Source organism: Marinomonas profundi, assembly GCF_020694005.1.
In the GTDB taxonomy this organism is placed as follows: domain Bacteria; phylum Pseudomonadota; class Gammaproteobacteria; order Pseudomonadales; family Marinomonadaceae; genus Marinomonas; species Marinomonas profundi.
In genome coordinates, this window is the sequence record NZ_CP073013.1 from 2,017,240 (window position 1) to 2,034,344 (window position 17,105).

A 17,105-nucleotide genomic window follows, 5' to 3' on the forward strand; every position below is an offset into this window, starting at 1 on the left:
GAGATCAGGTACTAGAGCTGAAAAATCAGCTCCTTGATGATCACCATCAGGTTATTCAGCATCAAAAAGCCTTGCTGGATGAAAGAGACCGTAAAATTGCACAGTTAGAGGAGCTCCTGCGCTTAGCCAAGGCTCAGAAGTTTGCGGCAAGCAGTGAAAAGTCCGTCTATCAAATCGATCTGTTTGATGAGGTGGAATTGGAAGCGGCCATTGCGGCTCTGATCGAACAACTGCCCGAAGACGTGCTTCCAGAAGCGGTTCGATCTCGTAAACGCCAACGTGGCTTCTCTGACAAACTGACTCGCGTACGGGTGGAACTGCGTTTGTCAGAAGAAGAAAAAGCCGGTGCCACGTCTACCTTTTTCAGCAAGGTCAAAGAAGAACTGGACATCATACCCGCCCAGGTTCGAGTGTTAGAGTACTGGCAGGAAAAAGCCGTCTTTAAAACACAAGAGGACCAAGCAGACCACATCGTTGTCGCCAAACGTCCTCTTCACCCACTCGGTAAATGTGCCATTAGCATCAGCGCGCTGGCTTACATCATCGCTGGAAAATATGCGGATGGCCTGCCCTTGTATCGCTTGGAAAAACAGATCGAACGTTACGGAGGGCATTATGACCGCACCAGCATGGCCCACCACGTCATCCTGCTGACTGACAGAGTCCAGTCCCTACTGAATCTTGCTTGGGAAACCCAATTGGAAGCGGGGTACCTACAGGGTGACGAAACCCGTATCCAAGTGCTCAAAGAAGACGGCAAAACCGCCCAATCGGATAAATGGATGTGGGTGATACGCGGCGGACCGCCAGACAAACCTATCGTGCGTTTTGAATACAACCCTTCCCGAAATGGGGAGGTACCCGTGCAGCTGCTCGATGGGTTTAAAGGTGTCCTGCAAGCCGATGGCTATGGCGGCTACAATGCCGTGTGCCAGAAATACAACCTAACTCGCATTGGTTGCTGGGATCACGTGCGCCGTAAATTTATTGAGGCCAGCAAAGGCGCTGACACCAAAAAGAAAAACAAAAACTCACCCCCTACCAAAGCCGAGGTGGCATTAAGCCATATCCGTAAACTCTACAGGATTGAAACACAGATAAAAGACCTGAGCGACGCTGAGAAACATCGCGTGCGCCAAGAGCAAAGCCTTCCGGCCCTCAACACCTTTAAAGAATGGCTCGGCAATAATGTCGATAAAACCCCAAAAGACCAGCTGACCTACAAGGCCATCCGCTACGCCCTCAACCAATGGGAGACACTCACGGGATACTGCGAGGATGGGCAATTGCACATCAGCAATGTCTTGGCTGAGAACGCCATCCGCCCCTTCGCAATTGGACGTAAGAATTGGTTATTCGCCGACACCTCACAAGGGGCCAAAGCCAGCGCGGCTTGGTACAGTCTTGTCGAAACCGCCAAAGCCAACGGCCTAGAGCCTCATGCGTATATTTTGCATATCCTGCAGCACATCGCTAGCGCCGACACCGTTGAAAAATTAGAAGCCTTATTGCCTTGGCGTGTTAAAGCGGCGCTGTAAAGGCACACGCCCATCAAGCAAACGGACACAACAGCAAAAAGCACGGGATAAAAAAGAAACGGGTAGGCGTAAAATAAAAAAGTAAAATAAAAAAATAGAAATCGTAAAAGCAAAGAAGAGAAATCAAAGAAAGGCTTTACCGCCGCATCCCTGCAGCCACTGAATCTTCCTGAAAAGAGACAGAGCCTCCCTCCTGGAGGCGTAGGCAAATCCGTTCGCCCTCTGTCTATATTTACCCTAGCCTTTTTTGACACCTGATGCAACCTCACGTATCAATTTACATTATCGATGGATGATCACTACAAGGTCATTTACAACAACACAAAACAAATTAAACGACAAGAATGCTGATTTAAGGGCGCTTACGCTGAATGCGGCGTTAGCTTTCTTTGGAAATTACGTGCCTAATTTAAAAATGACACTTTTAGAAAACTCCATAAGTTTTTTCTTGGAGTCTGTGAGCAAGGCTATTCAGGCTGAATCAGACGAAGATAAATGGAAATTTGCGATATTACTTTTAGTGCAAGCAATCGAGACCAGCCTAAAAGAGCGTCTGAGAAGAACTAATGAAATATTTGTTTATTCGAATATAGACAAGCCAAGGCACACAGTTGATCTAGGCTTGGCGATTGAAAGGCTTGAGAAAATATCGAAAGTTAATTTGAATCAACCTGATGTTAAGTGCATTAGGACTGCATCTGAGCTTCGAAATCAAATTGTTCATTTTGAGTTTGATCTTTCGATCGAGCAGATTAAGTCCAACTTTGTAAGCCTTGTTGGTTTTTATACATCATTTTGCAGAGATCATTTGGATTCAGACATTGTTTCTCAGCTCCCTCCAAAACTGCACTCAGAGCTACTAAATCTCGATAGCTATATTGAGGAGCTAGAGAAGAGAGCCTCAGAGCGAATGGTCGCCGAAGAAATTCCAGATGATGAAGTATGGGAATGTCCAGCCTGTAAAAAAGATACATTTGTGATCTACGATGGCATAGATACTTGTTACCTATGTGGACATTCAGAGCCAGTTGTTGAATGTGAGGAATGTCAGGCTCTTGAATTTGAGGAAGATCTTGAGCAAGTAGATTTTGGCAATATGAAAGGCTGGGAAAACTATAAGGCTTTATGTAAGGATTGCTTTTACAAGCTAGAAAATGAAAACCCTTACGAAGAGTATTATTGAGCAAAAGCTAACAAACGCGTCAATTGGGACTGGTTTTCCGCTGGCGCTCCAAACCAGCCCATTACGCGGGCGTTAGCAGTACGCAACAAAACAAAATCTTGCCAATAGTGTAAAAAAGGTATATTTTTCACACATGAATAAATTTGAGTACGACCCAGAAAAAAGCAAATCGAACCTTGAAAAGCATGGCATTGATTTTGAGCAGGCTCAGGAACTTTGGCAAGATTCTGAGCTAATCGAGGTTTCGGTTAAAACTACTGATGAGCCTCGAGCTTTAGTAGTTGGTAAATTAAACAAAAAGCATTGGTCTGCAATCATTACTTATAGAAACTCAAATATTCGTATAATTTCAGTTAGACGGTCCAGAAAAACGGAGGTTGTACTTTATGAAAGCTAGAGATTTTGATCAAAAATTTGATGCAAACGATGACGATATTATCAACGACATTGATCTTACTTCAGTCAAACGTGTTAATCAGCAACAAAAAAGGGTTAATGTAGATTTCCCAGTTTGGATGATTGACTCATTAGACAAAGAAGCATCAAGACTTGGCGTAACTCGCCAATCAATTATTAAAGTTTGGCTTGCTGAGCGTCTTGAGCACCAAATAAACCATTAAAAACTGCTAACAAGGCGCTCTACCGGATTCCATAATTTGTCGCGGTTTTTGCAAAAAAACGCAAAAAGCCCCGCCAAATTATTCCACTGGTGAGCTTGGCGTTATGCATAGGGATAAACAATGAGCCTAGGGATAATGGAACAGCTCACTCATAGTACAGTGAGAAATGAGAGGCGATATAACCCGCACGCTCGGTTTTTTAATTTATTGGGCTGTGGGAAATAAGAAAATACCATAAAATCAGTGTGTTATAGAAACTCATATGGAAATTAAAAACAGTGTAGATGCGCATGCGCACTATTAAAATGTCAGCTCAGAAGGTATTTTTCACATCACGATAAAAATTTTCATGAGAACCTAGAGCCATAAGTTCGAGAGTAACGGTACCATCTTCGTAGCTATAACCAAGTAATGTGAGTTGTTTTACCATCTTAAATTTGTATACGCGAAGGAAGTATAAAACGCCTTTTTTCTGTTGCCCTAGAAGCGGATCTTCAATCAATTCTCTGATTGCCTTATCTAGATCCGTCTTTTGGTTTTTATGTAGCTTTTTGACTGCTTTTTGAAATGTAGGAGTTTGAAGAACCTGAGTAATTTTAGCCAAAATTATATGCCTCAAGCTTTCCGGCTTCTTTTTCTGCTTTGGCAATGATAGCTTGTTTAACGAACTCGTAAGGTAAATCAGGGTTATCTTCCATGATTTCACCAATTTTAGCCCAGTGTTCAATTTGTTTCGGCGTTGTACGGTTTAGAGCTTTAGCCATAATAGCGGCTTTATCAACTAAATCTTGGTCGAGACGAATACTTGCAGTAGACATAATAAAATCTCCTTAATGTAGTATAAAAAATTGTAGCGTATTGCCACATTTGTAGCAATGTGAATCATAGTAAAGCGCTGCAAGAGACCTCTCAATGTCACGCATTTTACAGAGAAAAATAACGGCCAGTGCTCTAGTCGGCTCCTAATTAGTCGACATCGTTGCTCAATGGGGCTTTTGGCTTTTGAGCCAGTTCTCAATTAAATGCCGTACCGCCGCAAATTATCTATTACAGCCATGTGAAGCGTGGTAAAAAAAGAGCATCGCTTCAGCCTTAGATAATTGTCATTGGGAGATAAAATGAGCATCCAAATTCGTCCCGCTGAGATTGATGACCTACCTGCGTTAACCGATCTTTATAATCACTACATAGTGAACACGGCCACGACCTTTGATATAGAGCCTTACACACTAGAAGGCCGAGCGGTTTGGTTTTCGCAATTTGCGACAACAGGTCGACATCGTTTATTGGTGGTGGAACAAGACGGCGAGATCCTTGGCTATGCTTGCAGCGGTCAATTTAAGCCCAAACGCGCCTACGAAACCTCAGTCGAAGTCAGTATTTACCTAAAACCCGAGACAAAAGGCCGAGGCTTGGGAACCGCTTTATACATCGAGTTGTTCGAGCAATTGGCAACAGAAGACGTGCATCGCGCTTATGCAGGCATCACCTTACCCAACGAAGCCTCCCGCATTATCCACGAAAAATTCGGCTTTGAATCCGTGGGTATCTATCTAGAAGTAGGCCGCAAATTTGGCCAATACTGGGACGTGGAATGGTTTGAGAAAGAAGTGGGGAGTGATTAGAAAATAATAATGACTTATTAACCTAGGTTAATTCCTTCTCGTCTGTGCTGCTGTAATCTTAACGGTATTCCGTATTGATTATTTAAGGGCGTCGGTTATGCCACTATCATCCAGCCTACAAAATTATCTATCTGACCTAGGTTTGGCTGTACCTGAGCCTTGGCGTTATGCTACTTGACAGGACCTGTTAACTGGTGCTATTAATAGCACCAAATCGTTGACTAGGTAATCACTATGCAAGTGAAATTTTCCGAGGATGTCATTCCTCTATCAGACCTGAAGATCAATCCCGGAAAGGTGGTTGGTCGAGCGCAAGATACGCATCGCCCAATCCTGCTCACCAGCCGTGGCCGCGGCATAGCTGTTGTTCAGGGACTGGAGGATTATGAGAGAGCCGCGGAGGAATTGCGGTTCGTAAAGGCGGTGGCGCAGGGGCTTATGGATGTTCGCGAGGGCAACACCATATCGTTGGAGGACGCCAGAAAAACGTTGGGCATCGAGTAAATGGAATTACGTATCGCACAGTCCGCGCTTGAGGACTTACAGGCTATTCAGGAGTATTACAAAGAGCAGGATGTGCCACATATCGGTGATGCTTTCGTGGCTGCTATCCTGGGGCATTGTGGAGTGCTTCAAATCCACCCTGATGCTGGCCGAGTTGTTCCTGAATTCAACATGGATCATATTCGCGAATTGATTCACGCGCCGTTTCGAGTTGTCTATCTCAGGCAGGCTAAAGAGGTTATGCTCATACGAGTCTGGCGGAGTGAGAGGCAGCTCGAATTACCAGCAAACGAAACATAACCAAGCCATGCACAAAAGACTAACAAGACACCCGCACAAACTTATACTGGGACGTGGAATGGTTTGAGAAAGAAGTGGGGAGTGCTTAGAAAATAACAATGACGAATTAACCTAGGTTAATTCCTTCTCACCTGTGCTGCTGTAATCTTAACGGTATTCCGTATTGATTATTTAAGGGAGTCGGTTATGTCTCTATCATCCAGTTTGCAGAACTATCTATCTGACCTAGGTTTGGCTGTACCTGAGCCATTGAATATTGAGTTTGTGCGTCAGTTGCAGTCGGCGCATGTGGCGCGTTATAGCTTTAATAGTTTGGCGGTGGTGTTGGGCGAAGAGATTTCGTTGGAGCTTGAGGCTATCAGTGAAAAAATAGTGACGCGAGGTTTGGGCGGTTATTGTTTCGAGCATAACAAGCTGACGTTTGAGCTATTAAAAGCCTTGGGTTATGACGTACAGCTTAAGTTGGCGAGAGTGCTGAATAATAATCTCGAACGAGAGGCGGGCCGAACGCATCGGGTGACCTTGTTAACGTTCGAAGGGGTGAGTTATTTGGTGGATACCGGCTTTGGTGGCAATGGGCCGATTGCGCCATTGAGGTTAGATATCAACACGCAACAAGTGGCTGGTTTAGATCGTTATCGTTTATTGGCTAAAAGCAATGGCGAGTACGATCTTCAAGTAATGAAGGGCGATGACTATTTCACCCTTTATCGTTTTGATAATGCGACTTATACGGATGCAGATTGTGAACTAGGGCATTTTTATTCTCATAAAAACTCCAATGCGGTGTTTCTAAAGAACCTGATGGTGACCTTGAAAAAGCAAGATCAGACAGTCGCTTTGGTGAATGCTGAATTGACGGTACGAGATCAACATAAAGAGCAAAAGTATGTGATTGAAACCCCAGAAACACTGGGGAATGTTTTAAAATCTGAGTTTGATATTACCCTTGAACCTGTTGTGGTCGAACACCTATTTGATCGTTTTGTGGCGCCAATCATAACCGACCATAAAGCAAGGGCGAGATCATGAGTGCGTTATTGACCTTACTTCTGTGGGCTTGGTTGATGGCATCGTCTTTTATCGTATCGGCTCATATGGTCAACTACGCCAGTCCGATTGCCACGTCTACGTTTCGATTTTTATTGGCGATGTTGATTATGTTACCTGCGTTATTGTTCAGTTGGCAGCGGGCTAAGTTGAATAAAACCGCGCAGTTTAAGGCGCTGTTTACTTCGCGTCAGCGGCTTTTTCATTATGTGGTGATAAGCGGTGCGCTGGTGGGATTTTTTATTGGGTTATTTGTGGCGTTGCAGTCGACCACGCCGTTGCATACATCGGTTTTGTATACGCTGGTTCCCTTAATTGGTGTGGTGATAGCGAGGGTGTGGCTCAAGGAAGTCGCGCCTTTATGGCGAGTAATGGGCTTTGTGCTGGGGTCTATCGGTGCGATGACGGTGTTGTTTGCCACACAAGGTTTTTCTACCCAAGGCTTTTCTGTACAAGATAACGACGGATTTCAGTGGCATTCGGGCGATTATATTTTTGTGGGTGCGTGTTTCTTATTGGCCTTGCATGTGGTGTCGGTACAAAAGTGGGGGCGTTCGTTAGGTGCCTTGTCTGGTGCTTTTATGATTATGCTGTTCGGCACGTTTTGGTTGTTGCCTATCGCTTTGATTTGGGGCGAGCTTGACCAGGTGCAATGGTCGATGTCGGGATTTTGGGTAAATGTTTTGTATTTAACGGTCTTTACCACCTTGTTTACCTTTGTGTTGCAGCAGCGTTTGGTGATGACGGTGGGGGCAAGTCGGCTGCTTGCCATCTCCTATACGATACCCGTTTGGGTGGCGTTATTTACGGCGCTGTCGCAATCTCGTTTAGCCAGTCTGGCGGATTGGCCTTTCATGACGGGTATTGTATGTTTAGGTCTCGCCCTTTTTCTTATTGATGGCAATGTAAGCAAGGTAAAGATCGCCGATGGATCGCATTCAACTGCAAACTAGTTTTGAATCTTATTTTAATGCATTAGGTTATGAGATTGATTGGCAACGGCTGACGGTGCCAATGGATGTTCATCTGGTCCGAAAAGGCGATTATCTGTTTCAGCAGGGGGATTTTGCGAATCGTTTGTACTTTTTGCATTCTGGCTTGGTACGTTACGTGAGTGTGTCCGACGAGGGGAAAGAGTTCACCCAAACCTTTGCTAAAAGCCCGAGAATCATTGGTTCGACTAAGGCGATGGTGATGGAAACGCGTGCTTTGTTTGGCATACAGGCCTTAGACGATTGCATGATCACGTCTTTTCCTTGGAACGCTTTTTATGCGCAAATGCGCCATGATACGGGCTTTTTAGAATGCTACGCTAAATTCCTAGAGCGTATTTTCATTACTAAAGAAGAGCGCGAAAATGCCTTTGTAAAACACTCCGCAGAGCGTCGTTATCTAGAGTTTTGTGCGACGTATCCAGAATTGAAAAACACCATCCCACAACAACAGATTGCCTCTTATATTGGTATTACCCCTGTGGCACTGAGTCGTATTCGGCAAAAACTCAAGTTGAATCGCGGAGGAGCTTTTCCTTAATGGTTAATGTCAGTTCTTCAATGAAGGTTTGAATTAGGGTGGATTGTCGTTCTCTATGTAAGGTGATGCCCAGTGTGCATTCTGGGTTGGGTAAGCGAATGGGAATTTGTTTCAAGCGCGGGTTGAGTTGTTTGATGTTCCAGTCGTCGTAGAAGAGTAGGGCGATGGCGTCGCTGTGAATAACCAGTTCTTCTGACGAGGCAAAGGTGAGCATTTCCAAAGCTTGAATGGGCGGTTTGTTGTCGATGCTATGGAATAAGCTTTCGAAGTAGTCTCGAATCGGGGTGCCATGGCGCGCGACAATCCAGCGTTCATTGGTTAAATCATTAAGCGTTTTCGCGTAGTCATGAACTGGGTGATCGGCTCGTGCGATCAAGGCATATTGCACGTCTAATAAGGGCAGTTCTATTAATTCTGGATGAATCGGGCCTTTTCGCATCAGTCCTAAAAAGCAATCTATTTCCCCTTGGCGTAGGGCGTTTGCCAGCATGTGATAGGGGCCTTGCATGGCTTGCAGGCGAATTCTTGGGTGTTGTTTGAATAAAGAGGCAAAGGCCACTGGCACTATGTCTTGGCAAGAAAAGGACAACATGCCGACCGATAATCGTCCCGTTAGCTCGTTGGGCAAGGATTGCAGGGTGTGTTGGAGGGATTGCGCCACGGGGGAAACTCTAAGGTACAAGGAAGCAAGTTGTTTGGCGGCTGTTTGTGGGATCAAGCCATGGCGAGCGCGTGCGAAGAGTGGCTGTTGCACCATGTTTTCGATTTCTTTCAAGGTTTTACTGACCGCGGGTTGGGTCATGCCAAGCGTCTGCGCGGCCACTGAGGCGCTGCCGACTCTTACCACGGCGTCAATCACCATTAGGTGTCGCCATTCCACATAGGCGTTTAATTTTAGTAAGGCGCTGACGTCATGTTGTAAATGACGCTCTGTGTCAGCAATGGCTTGTAAAACAGCGTTGCAGGAAGAAATCACCACTTCGCCTTCTGCGGTTGGTTCTGCGCCACTCCAGCCACGGGTAAAAAGACTAATTTGCAGGGCTTGTTCCGCCTGTGATAAGGCGCGCGAAATACTGGGTTGGCTCAAATTTAATGACAGGCTGGCGTCTTTTTCGGTGCCTTTTTTCATGATCTCGGTAATCACACGGCACTGTTTAAGCGTCAGTGGAAAGTTTGAATTAAGCTTGTTCATTCGGCGTTCCCCGTTTCCCTATAAAAGAGTGTGTCGCAAAACGACTTCCGTCGATCTTGTCACGATTTACCCTGAAAAATAGCATGCCGACAAAAAAACTCGCTACAAAATACGTCTCGTCGGGCTAAAGCCGCGACCTACAAAAACCAATATAAATCAAATAATTGTAGGCTAAATAGCCTCTCACGCCTGATCACGGTCGTACCTTCCTCATCAGGCCTACAAAACTTATCCAGCCTTCGCTGATTACTTTCTGCAATGCGCTGACAATTTAAGATATAACCAAATTTTAATCTATATTTTTAAATATGCATATGCCGAATTGATTTTTTCCATATACCTTTGAATGAACAAGATGCGCGCGGTTGTCCCGTTATCTTCTCGATTTTAAGGTAGGACATGAATGAAAAATAACAATAAGCCTTACAGCAATATTCCTGGCACGACCGTGTTTGACGGGGATATGGCGAGAATAGGTTTCCATCTCAATCAATTCTGTATGTCACTCATGCAGGCATCCAACCGCGATGCGTTTAAGCAGGATGAGCGCGCCTATTTAGACAAATGGCCAATGACAGAAGCGCAAAAAAAAGCCGTGTTGGCGCGGGATTTTACTCAGCTGATTGCCCTTGGCGGCAATATTTATTATCTCGTTAAAATCAGTTCAAACGATGGGCTTAGCGTCGCCGCGGCCGTTTCAACCATGACTAATTTATCCGTTGAAGACTATATGGAGATGATGCGCTGTGGCGGTCGTTCGTCAGAAGGTAATCGCTATGTGATGGATAACCACCCCGAGGAGAAGCAATAATGGCCAATATTACCTGTGGATTAGGCACCTCTCACATTCCGTTACTGGGACACATTATTGATAAGGGCGAGAGCGCTGACGAAAAATGGGCGCCGATATTTGACGGTTTCCAGTTCACCAAGCAATGGATCAAAGAGAAAAAACCAGACGTGGTGATCTTGGTGTACAACGACCATGCGACGGCGTTTGATATGAAGATCATTCCGACCTTTGCGATTGGCTGTGGCGAGGAATATCGCCCGGCTGATGAAGGGTATGGCGCTCGTCCTGTGCCTATTGTAAAAGGCGCGCCGAAACTGGCGTGGCATATTACCGAGTCGCTGATCAAGCAAGGTTTTGACATGACCATTGTGAATGAAATGGACGTGGATCATGGCCTCACTGTGCCCTTGTCTATGGTGTTTGGAGAAGTGGAGGAATGGCCTTGCCAAGTGATCCCTTTGGCGGTGAATACCGTGGTGTATCCCGCGCCAACCGGTGAGCGCTGCTTGGCGTTGGGCAAAGCCATTCGCACCGCCGTTGAGCAATTTCCTGAAGATGTCAATGTACAAGTGTGGGGAACCGGTGGCATGAGTCATCAATTGCTGGGCGAACGCGCTGGCTTGATCAACCGAGAATGGGATCTTGCTTTTATGGACGACTTGCAAAGCGACTACGACAAGTTGGCGGCGATATCCCAAGTCGAATACATCCGCGAGTCAGGTACGGAAGGCTGTGAAATGGTGATGTGGTTGATCATGCGCGGCGCACTGAATCATCAAGTGAACGAAATTCACCGTCACTATCATGTGCCGGTATCCAACACGGCGTTGGGGCATCTTATCTACGAAAATGCTGACATCGCTGTTGACCTTAAAGCAGCAGAGGATGTGGCGTAATGGCGGGTTTTACAGCGAAACCAAAACTGGTTTGCTTGGCGGGTTTGCTGTGTGATGACCGTATGTGGCAGGGTGTCGCCGCGCAATTAGAGCAGGATGCAGACGTCGAGATAATGAGCTTTGCCGGCTTTGATGACCTGACGGCTATGGCGCAGCATGTTTTATCAAGCGTAGAGGGCGATTTTGCCTTGGCGGGTCACTCAATGGGAGGACGCGTGGCGTTGGAGATTTATCGTCTTGCGCCACAACGTATTACCCATTTAGCGCTATTAAATACGGGTGTTCATCCTAAATCAGACCAAGAAATCCCCGGGCGTATGCGCTTAATTGACGCCGCAAAAAGCAAGGGTATGCCAGCGTTAGCAAGGCAATGGCTGGTTCCCATGATGTCGCCGAAAGGGCTACAAGATGCCGAGTTGATGGCGAACCTCACGCAAATGGTGGAATCTTATTCCGTTGACGACTTTGAAAAGCAAATTCATGCGCTGATCCAGCGTCCCAATGCTGAAGCGCAGCTTGCACAGATTTCGGTGCCGACTTTGTTGCTTTCTGGCACCCAAGACACCTGGAGCCCGGTTGAGCAGCATCGGCTGATTCAACACAAAATCGTCGGCAGTGAGTTGGTGGTTATTGAAGACGCTGGGCACATGGCGCCAGTGGAAGCGCCCATACCAGTCGCCAATGCCTTGAAAAGCTGGCTACAAAAAAGCCGCAAGAGGTTGAGTGAGCAAACGCTGGAATCTATGCTGATTGAGTGGCAATGTCAGAAACTGGTAACGCGCTCTATTAATCTGCTAGACCAAGGACGCTGGCAAGAGTTGGCGAGTTGTTATGCTGAAGACGGTGTGTTGTATCGCCCTAGTGCGCCGACGGTAAAAATTGCAGGACGTGATGCGATTCTAGACTCGTTTACGGCTCGGCCTGCGAAAGAAACGTGCCACGCATTGACGAATTTAGACGCCGATATTATTAATGAAACACATGTTGTTGTAACGTCGAGAGTGGTGTTGTTTGCAGGCGCTAAAAAAACCGACCCTATTGAAAAAATGGTCCAAGCCAATGCGGATGTTTATATCGGTCGTTTTGTGGATGAAATCAAAAAAATCGAGGGTGAATGGTTAATCATCAAGCGGCAAGGGTCGATAGAGCTAAATTACAAAGGTGTTGGTTAAAAGTGGCTTACAGTAGCGAAAAGTGAAGGAAAGTCGTAATGGCATTTTCTCTGCGTTAAAAAGACGCTATATCAAAATACAATACCCTTTTGGTTAAATTGAACTAGCCAAATTGATGGTGGAAAAACAATACTCTAATCAAGGATTGTGATGGAATGGCGGTGTTGGCGAATACCGCGATAAGCAAAAAGCACAGGTCGCTAAAGACCCTGCTTAAATCGTTAAATCAAGACAAAGTTTCCAAAAAAATAAGGACGCACCGATAATCCGGCCTGTCCCGCAATAAAAATAAAAAGCCTTCAAGAAAGGCACCACAGCAACATTGGGAGAACCTCCATGACATTGAATAAATTAATCGTCTCTACGTCAGTCGCTATCGCGTTATCGGGTCAAGTATTTGCCGAGGAGTTGAAATTCGCTAGCTTTACGCCACCCTTTCATACCATCAACGCATCGGTGATTGAAAAACTGAATGCCGATTTATCGGCGGCCACTAATGGTGATCTCACCGTACGCGGCTACCATGGCGGTGAACTAGGCGCGGGTCCTGCAGAGCAATACATTCGAGTTCTACAGGGGGCAGCGGATATGTCTTGGGGCTTGCCGGGTTATACCTCGTCGCAGTTTGGCAAGACGATGATTTCCGAGCTGCCCGGTGCGATTCCAGAAGACATGCCGGGTTATGAAGCGCTGTGGCGCGCCTACGACAAACATTTAAGCCAAGAGTTTCCGGGCACCAAACCACTGGCGCTGTGGACCTCTGAACCGAATATTTTCATCATGCGTAACAAGGTGATTCGTACGCCCGCCGATCTTGCTGGGCTTAAAATTCGTGTCGCTGGCACCACCGCGGCTGAGGTCGCAAAGGCGTTGGGCGCAACCCCAGTGCAAATGCCTGCTAGTCAGATTTACAACGCTATGCAAACTGGTCTGATTGATGGCGTTATCACGGGCGCGTCGACGCTGACCGATTTCAAGCTAGATGAAGTGGCCGATGCCTTAACGTTGGGTGCGCCATTAGGGCGTTTGGCTTTTTATACCGTACTCAATCGCGGCACTTATGACGGACTCAGCAAGGATCAAAAAGCGGCTCTTGATGCGGCCAGTGGGGCTGGGCTATCAAAAAGTGCCGAAGACGCTTGGCTAGAAACCGCCACAGCGGCATTGAAAATCGCTCGGGCTGACAGCGCAAACAAGGTAATAGAACTAACCGATGCCGAAAAAGCGTCGTTCGCGGAAGCGGTGTCAGGGGTGGTTGAAGCCTACGTTGACAGTGTTGATGGTGCAGCCACGCAAGCCGCGATGCAGGGTAAATAAGCCATGCTGAGCGTAATACGTAAACTGGCGGATGGGCTGATTGCCCTATCCGCCGCAATCGGTGCTTTGGGGCTGATTGTCGAAGTGATCATTCTTCTGGCGGATGTGATTGGCCGTGCGTTTGGCGCGCCAATCTATGGCTCGCAAGATATGATCACGATGACCATGGTGATTGTGGTGTTTGGGGCAATGGCGTTATGTGACCGCGAAGGTGGGCACATTTCCGTTGATCTTTTTGAGCGCAGTTATCCTGCGCTATTGAATCGCTTGATAGACATTTTTTCCGCTGTACTGGGTGCGGTGATCTTTGTCGGCATTGCTTATGCGGTTAATGAAAGCGCTAAACTGTCCGTCATGTTGAATTTGTCGACCAATCTTTTGCGTTTGCCTAAAGCGTGGTTTCAAAATGGCCTGTCTATTTTTGCCTTACTGACGGCAGCGGGTATGGCGTTGCGCGCGATTGAACTGACGTTGTCAGGCCGCGACATTCGTAAAGGAGACACGGCTAAAGGAGACACAGCATGAGCGCTTCAATGATAGGTTTTATTGGCATCTTGGTGATGTTTGCTCTATTGATACTGCGGGTGCCAGTGGCGTTGACCATGTTTTCGGTGGGTTTTGTGGGCATTACCATACTCGATAGCAGCCGTTCGGCGATGAGTTTGCTGGCATCGGAAACCTTTACCCTCGCGTCGTCTCCCGAGTTGGTGGTTATTCCGCTCTTCATACTAATGGGGAATGTCGCTTCCGCGACGGGGATGAGCCGCAAGCTCTATGACGCGGCTTATGCTGTCATTGGGCAACTTCGTGGCGGATTGGCGTCGGCGACGGTGATTGGTTGTGGTGGTTTTGCGGCACTGTCCGGTTCCTCGGTGGCGTCGGCATTGACCATGGGGAAGGTCGCGTTGGGGCAGATGGATCGCTTTAAATACAACACAAAGCTTTCTACTGGTGTGGTGGCCGCGGGTGGCACCTTGGGCATCTTGATCCCACCGTCAACGGGTTTTGTTATTTTTGCGATTCTGACTGAGCAAAGCATTGGGCGTTTGTTTTTGGCGGGTGTGTTGCCTGGCATTATGTTGTTGCTATTGTTCATTTTAGTTATCACGGTGATTTGTTGGTTTCGTCCTGAGTTTGGCCCGGCTGGCCCGGCAACAAGCTGGCGCAATAAAGGCAAGGCATTGCTCGGCGCAGGCCCTATTGTCTCGGTGATATTATTGACCATCGGGGGGATTTACAGCGGGCTGTTTTCACCGGTTGAGGCTTCCGCCGTCGGGGCTGGGGTGGTGATATTAGTGGGGTTCTTCACTCGTACTTTGTCGGTGAAGGCACTTTGGCTCGCGGCACGAGATTCTGTGGTGACAACCGCGACGGTCATGTTGATCTTGATCGCGGCGCATATGATCAACCCGTTTATGGCGTTGAGTCATATTCCTACCGCGGTGGGAGAGTTGTTGTCTGGTATGGGATTGGGCGTCACTGGAACCTTGATTCTTATCTTAGCCATCTATCTTGTGTTGGGGTGTTTCTTGGAAGGCTTCGCCATGCTGGTGCTGACCTTGCCAATATTCTTTCCCATCATTATGGCGTTGGGTATCGATCCGATTTGGTTTGGTGTGCTGACCGTATTGACGCTTGAAATGGGGTTAATTTCTCCGCCTGTTGGCATCAATGTGTTCATCGTTAAATCGGTTGCACCGAACGTCCCGCTGGGCGATATCTTCCGTGGCGTGTTGCCTTTCTGGTTGATGATGGTACTGGCGGTGGCGCTGTTGATGTTCTTCCCACAGATAGTACTTTTCCTACCGAATACGATGCTTGGTTAGTGGTATTGTTGTGATCCGCTCTCATTCATAAACCTTTGACCGGCCTAGGCTGGTCAAAGGCTTATGGCATTCTCCTATCTCAATTTTATGTTATTTTGAGACAAATTTAGTTCAGTTTGCTATTCTCATCTCAATATTTTCTATTTTTGAGATAGTCATGATTGTTCATCCGCCTAAAGAATTGATAACGAATCCAATAGAGTTTCTTTTTAAGCAATCAAATTACTCTTTTGGGGAATATAGGAGCTATCAGGTTGCTGTGGATCCTAAAGGGCGCTATTTCCATTTTGATGAAATCAAACATCGCTTGCCTAAGAAATTGGATGCATTGTTAGTTTGGTCATTGATAAAAGACGCTAGAAAGAGTCAGAGGCAAACCGCATTCTTTGATGGAAGCGTGGTTGTTCCTAGTTTATATCTCACACCAACTATCCACAAAGCCATCAGTGAAACAGATCGCAATACCACTACCGCCGCATTGGAGTGGATGTGTGACAAGATCGGCGAGCAGAAACATTTAGACTATTTATTAAATGATCTTATTGAAGATGAAGCCATTAGTAGCAGTCAGTTGGAAGGTGCCGCGACCACTACCAAAGTCGCAAAAGATATGCTGAAAAGGGCCAGAAAGCCCAGAAGTCTTGATGAAAAAATGATCCTTGGTAATTTCAATATGATGAAATTTGCGTGGGAGCATAGGAGCAAAAATCTCTCAGTTGAATTTATAGAAGAACTTCACCAGATCGGCGTTGAAGGCATAGAAGATGATAAATACAGACCGGGCGTGATTCGAACGTCTGATGATGTGGTGGTTGAAAGCAACGATGGTGAAGTCGTCCATACGCCACCGAAAGCCGAATTCTTAAGTAGTCGACTTGATATGTTGGTGAGATGGGTCAATCAGTCACACCATGATGCGGAAAGTTCGGGTTATATCCATCCTCTGGTAAAGGCCATTACGCTGCATTTTCGGATTGGTTACGAACATCCTTTCCATGATGGTAACGGTCGGGTCGCTAGGGCGCTGTTTTATTGGTACATGTTTAAAAACGAGTTTGCGGCGTTTCGTTATATTGCCATTAGTCTGTTATTGAAAGAAGCGCCTGTGCAATACGGTAAAAGCTATCTCTACACCGATACGGATGAGATGGATTTGACCTATTTTGTGGACTACCAATGCCGCATCATCATTAGAGCAATTAATAGGTTTAAAGCGTCTTATGCTGAGACGGTGCAGGCGTTAGACATGTTTGACAAATGGCTGTTGGACTCAGGTTTATATCGTCAGTTATCCGATAAGCAGAAAACCGTTTTTCAGGTAGCAAAAAATAGAAAGGCGGTTACGTTTACGATTAATCATGTGAAAGAGAATTTGGGATGTTCCTACAATACGGCGGCGACGGTGTTGAATGGACTTGTTGAGTTGACGTTATTTGAAAAAGTGAAAGATGGACGTGAATGGGTCTATAAAATGATCGACCAACAAGAGCTTATTAACTCCTGACAGCCAAGCAAAAAAAAAGACCGGCCTAGGCCGGTCAAAGGTTCAGAGTGCT

At 46.4% G+C, this 17,105-nt stretch carries 19 protein-coding genes and 1 pseudogene; 17 read left to right on the top strand and 3 right to left on the bottom strand.

Annotation, left to right across the window (positions count from 1 at the left end):
• Window positions 1-56: 56 nt before the first annotated feature.
• The 4 genes and pseudogenes from tnpC to brnA form a co-directional block, all read left to right on the top strand.
• A pseudogene (gene tnpC / locus J8N69_RS09395) lies at window positions 57-1,538 on the top strand (IS66 family transposase); the annotation flags it as partial.
• Window positions 1,539-1,938: 400 nt separating this feature from the next.
• Complete coding sequence (locus J8N69_RS09400; protein ID WP_168824436.1) at window positions 1,939-2,721, top strand: hypothetical protein; 783 nt, start codon at window positions 1,939-1,941, stop codon at window positions 2,719-2,721.
• Between the two features lie 133 nt (window positions 2,722-2,854).
• Window positions 2,855-3,118: a BrnT family toxin gene (locus J8N69_RS09405; RefSeq protein WP_168824016.1), complete on the top strand. Its 264-nt coding sequence runs from the start codon at window positions 2,855-2,857 to the stop codon at window positions 3,116-3,118.
• Complete coding sequence (gene brnA / locus J8N69_RS09410; protein ID WP_168824018.1) at window positions 3,108-3,341, top strand: type II toxin-antitoxin system BrnA family antitoxin; 234 nt, start codon at window positions 3,108-3,110, stop codon at window positions 3,339-3,341. Before J8N69_RS09405 ends, brnA begins: the two co-directional genes overlap by 11 nt.
• Before the next feature lie 313 nt (window positions 3,342-3,654).
• On the opposite strand, the gene J8N69_RS09415 is transcribed toward brnA, so the two are convergent.
• Entirely contained in the window at window positions 3,655-3,945 is a 291-nt protein-coding gene (locus J8N69_RS09415; protein ID WP_168824020.1) for a type II toxin-antitoxin system RelE/ParE family toxin, read from the bottom strand.
• On the bottom strand, window positions 3,938-4,159 hold the full coding sequence (locus J8N69_RS09420; protein ID WP_168824021.1) for a TA system antitoxin ParD family protein: 222 nt from the start codon (window positions 4,157-4,159) through the stop codon (window positions 3,938-3,940). The genes J8N69_RS09415 and J8N69_RS09420 overlap by 8 nt, the downstream gene beginning before the upstream one ends.
• Window positions 4,160-4,459: 300 nt before the next feature.
• On the opposite strand from J8N69_RS09420, the gene J8N69_RS09425 reads away from it, so the two are divergent.
• The 6 genes from J8N69_RS09425 to J8N69_RS09450 all read left to right on the top strand — a co-directional run bounded on the left by J8N69_RS09425 (window position 4,460) and on the right by J8N69_RS09450 (window position 8,353).
• The gene (locus J8N69_RS09425) at window positions 4,460-4,966 is read left to right on the top strand and encodes a GNAT family N-acetyltransferase (RefSeq protein ID WP_168824023.1); all 507 of its coding nucleotides are present in this window, start codon (window positions 4,460-4,462) and stop codon (window positions 4,964-4,966) included.
• 234 nt (window positions 4,967-5,200) lie between these two features.
• Complete coding sequence (locus J8N69_RS09430) at window positions 5,201-5,470, top strand: type II toxin-antitoxin system Phd/YefM family antitoxin (protein ID WP_168824025.1); 270 nt, start codon at window positions 5,201-5,203, stop codon at window positions 5,468-5,470.
• On the top strand, window positions 5,471-5,770 hold the full coding sequence (locus tag J8N69_RS09435; RefSeq protein ID WP_168824027.1) for a type II toxin-antitoxin system RelE/ParE family toxin: 300 nt from the start codon (window positions 5,471-5,473) through the stop codon (window positions 5,768-5,770).
• Between the two features lie 186 nt (window positions 5,771-5,956).
• Entirely contained in the window at window positions 5,957-6,802 is an 846-nt protein-coding gene (locus J8N69_RS09440) for an arylamine N-acetyltransferase family protein (RefSeq protein ID WP_168824029.1), read from the top strand.
• Window positions 6,799-7,773, top strand: coding sequence for a DMT family transporter (locus tag J8N69_RS09445; RefSeq protein WP_168824031.1), 975 nt, complete (start codon window positions 6,799-6,801; stop codon window positions 7,771-7,773). The genes J8N69_RS09440 and J8N69_RS09445 overlap by 4 nt, the downstream gene beginning before the upstream one ends.
• Window positions 7,748-8,353, top strand: coding sequence for a Crp/Fnr family transcriptional regulator (locus tag J8N69_RS09450; protein ID WP_168824033.1), 606 nt, complete (start codon window positions 7,748-7,750; stop codon window positions 8,351-8,353). The genes J8N69_RS09445 and J8N69_RS09450 overlap by 26 nt, the downstream gene beginning before the upstream one ends.
• On the opposite strand, the gene J8N69_RS09455 is transcribed toward J8N69_RS09450, so the two are convergent.
• A complete protein-coding gene (locus J8N69_RS09455; protein ID WP_168824035.1) occupies window positions 8,322-9,545 on the bottom strand; it encodes a LysR substrate-binding domain-containing protein in 1,224 nt (407 codons plus the stop codon). The genes J8N69_RS09450 and J8N69_RS09455 overlap by 32 nt on opposite strands.
• Window positions 9,546-9,948: 403 nt before the next feature.
• Between J8N69_RS09455 and ligA the strand changes: the two genes are divergently transcribed.
• From ligA to J8N69_RS09490, 7 genes are all read left to right on the top strand, one after another.
• Complete coding sequence (gene ligA, locus J8N69_RS09460; protein ID WP_168824037.1) at window positions 9,949-10,356, top strand: protocatechuate 4,5-dioxygenase subunit alpha; 408 nt, start codon at window positions 9,949-9,951, stop codon at window positions 10,354-10,356.
• Window positions 10,356-11,234 carry a class III extradiol dioxygenase subunit beta gene (locus J8N69_RS09465; protein WP_168824039.1) on the top strand — a complete coding sequence of 293 codons (879 nt, stop codon included), beginning with the start codon at window positions 10,356-10,358 and terminating at the stop codon, window positions 11,232-11,234. The genes ligA and J8N69_RS09465 overlap by 1 nt, the downstream gene beginning before the upstream one ends.
• Window positions 11,234-12,406, top strand: coding sequence for an alpha/beta fold hydrolase (locus J8N69_RS09470; RefSeq protein WP_168824041.1), 1,173 nt, complete (start codon window positions 11,234-11,236; stop codon window positions 12,404-12,406). The genes J8N69_RS09465 and J8N69_RS09470 overlap by 1 nt, the downstream gene beginning before the upstream one ends.
• Before the next feature lie 336 nt (window positions 12,407-12,742).
• Entirely contained in the window at window positions 12,743-13,723 is a 981-nt protein-coding gene (locus J8N69_RS09475) for a TRAP transporter substrate-binding protein (protein WP_168824043.1), read from the top strand.
• Window positions 13,724-13,726: 3 nt separating this feature from the next.
• Window positions 13,727-14,248, top strand: a complete 522-nt coding sequence (locus J8N69_RS09480) for a TRAP transporter small permease (RefSeq protein WP_168824045.1) — start codon at window positions 13,727-13,729, stop codon at window positions 14,246-14,248.
• A complete protein-coding gene (locus tag J8N69_RS09485) occupies window positions 14,245-15,549 on the top strand; it encodes a TRAP transporter large permease (protein WP_168824047.1) in 1,305 nt (434 codons plus the stop codon). Before J8N69_RS09480 ends, J8N69_RS09485 begins: the two co-directional genes overlap by 4 nt.
• A gap of 259 nt (window positions 15,550-15,808) precedes the next feature.
• A complete protein-coding gene (locus J8N69_RS09490) occupies window positions 15,809-17,053 on the top strand; it encodes a Fic family protein (protein ID WP_211084948.1) in 1,245 nt (414 codons plus the stop codon).
• Window positions 17,054-17,105 lie beyond the last annotated feature (52 nt).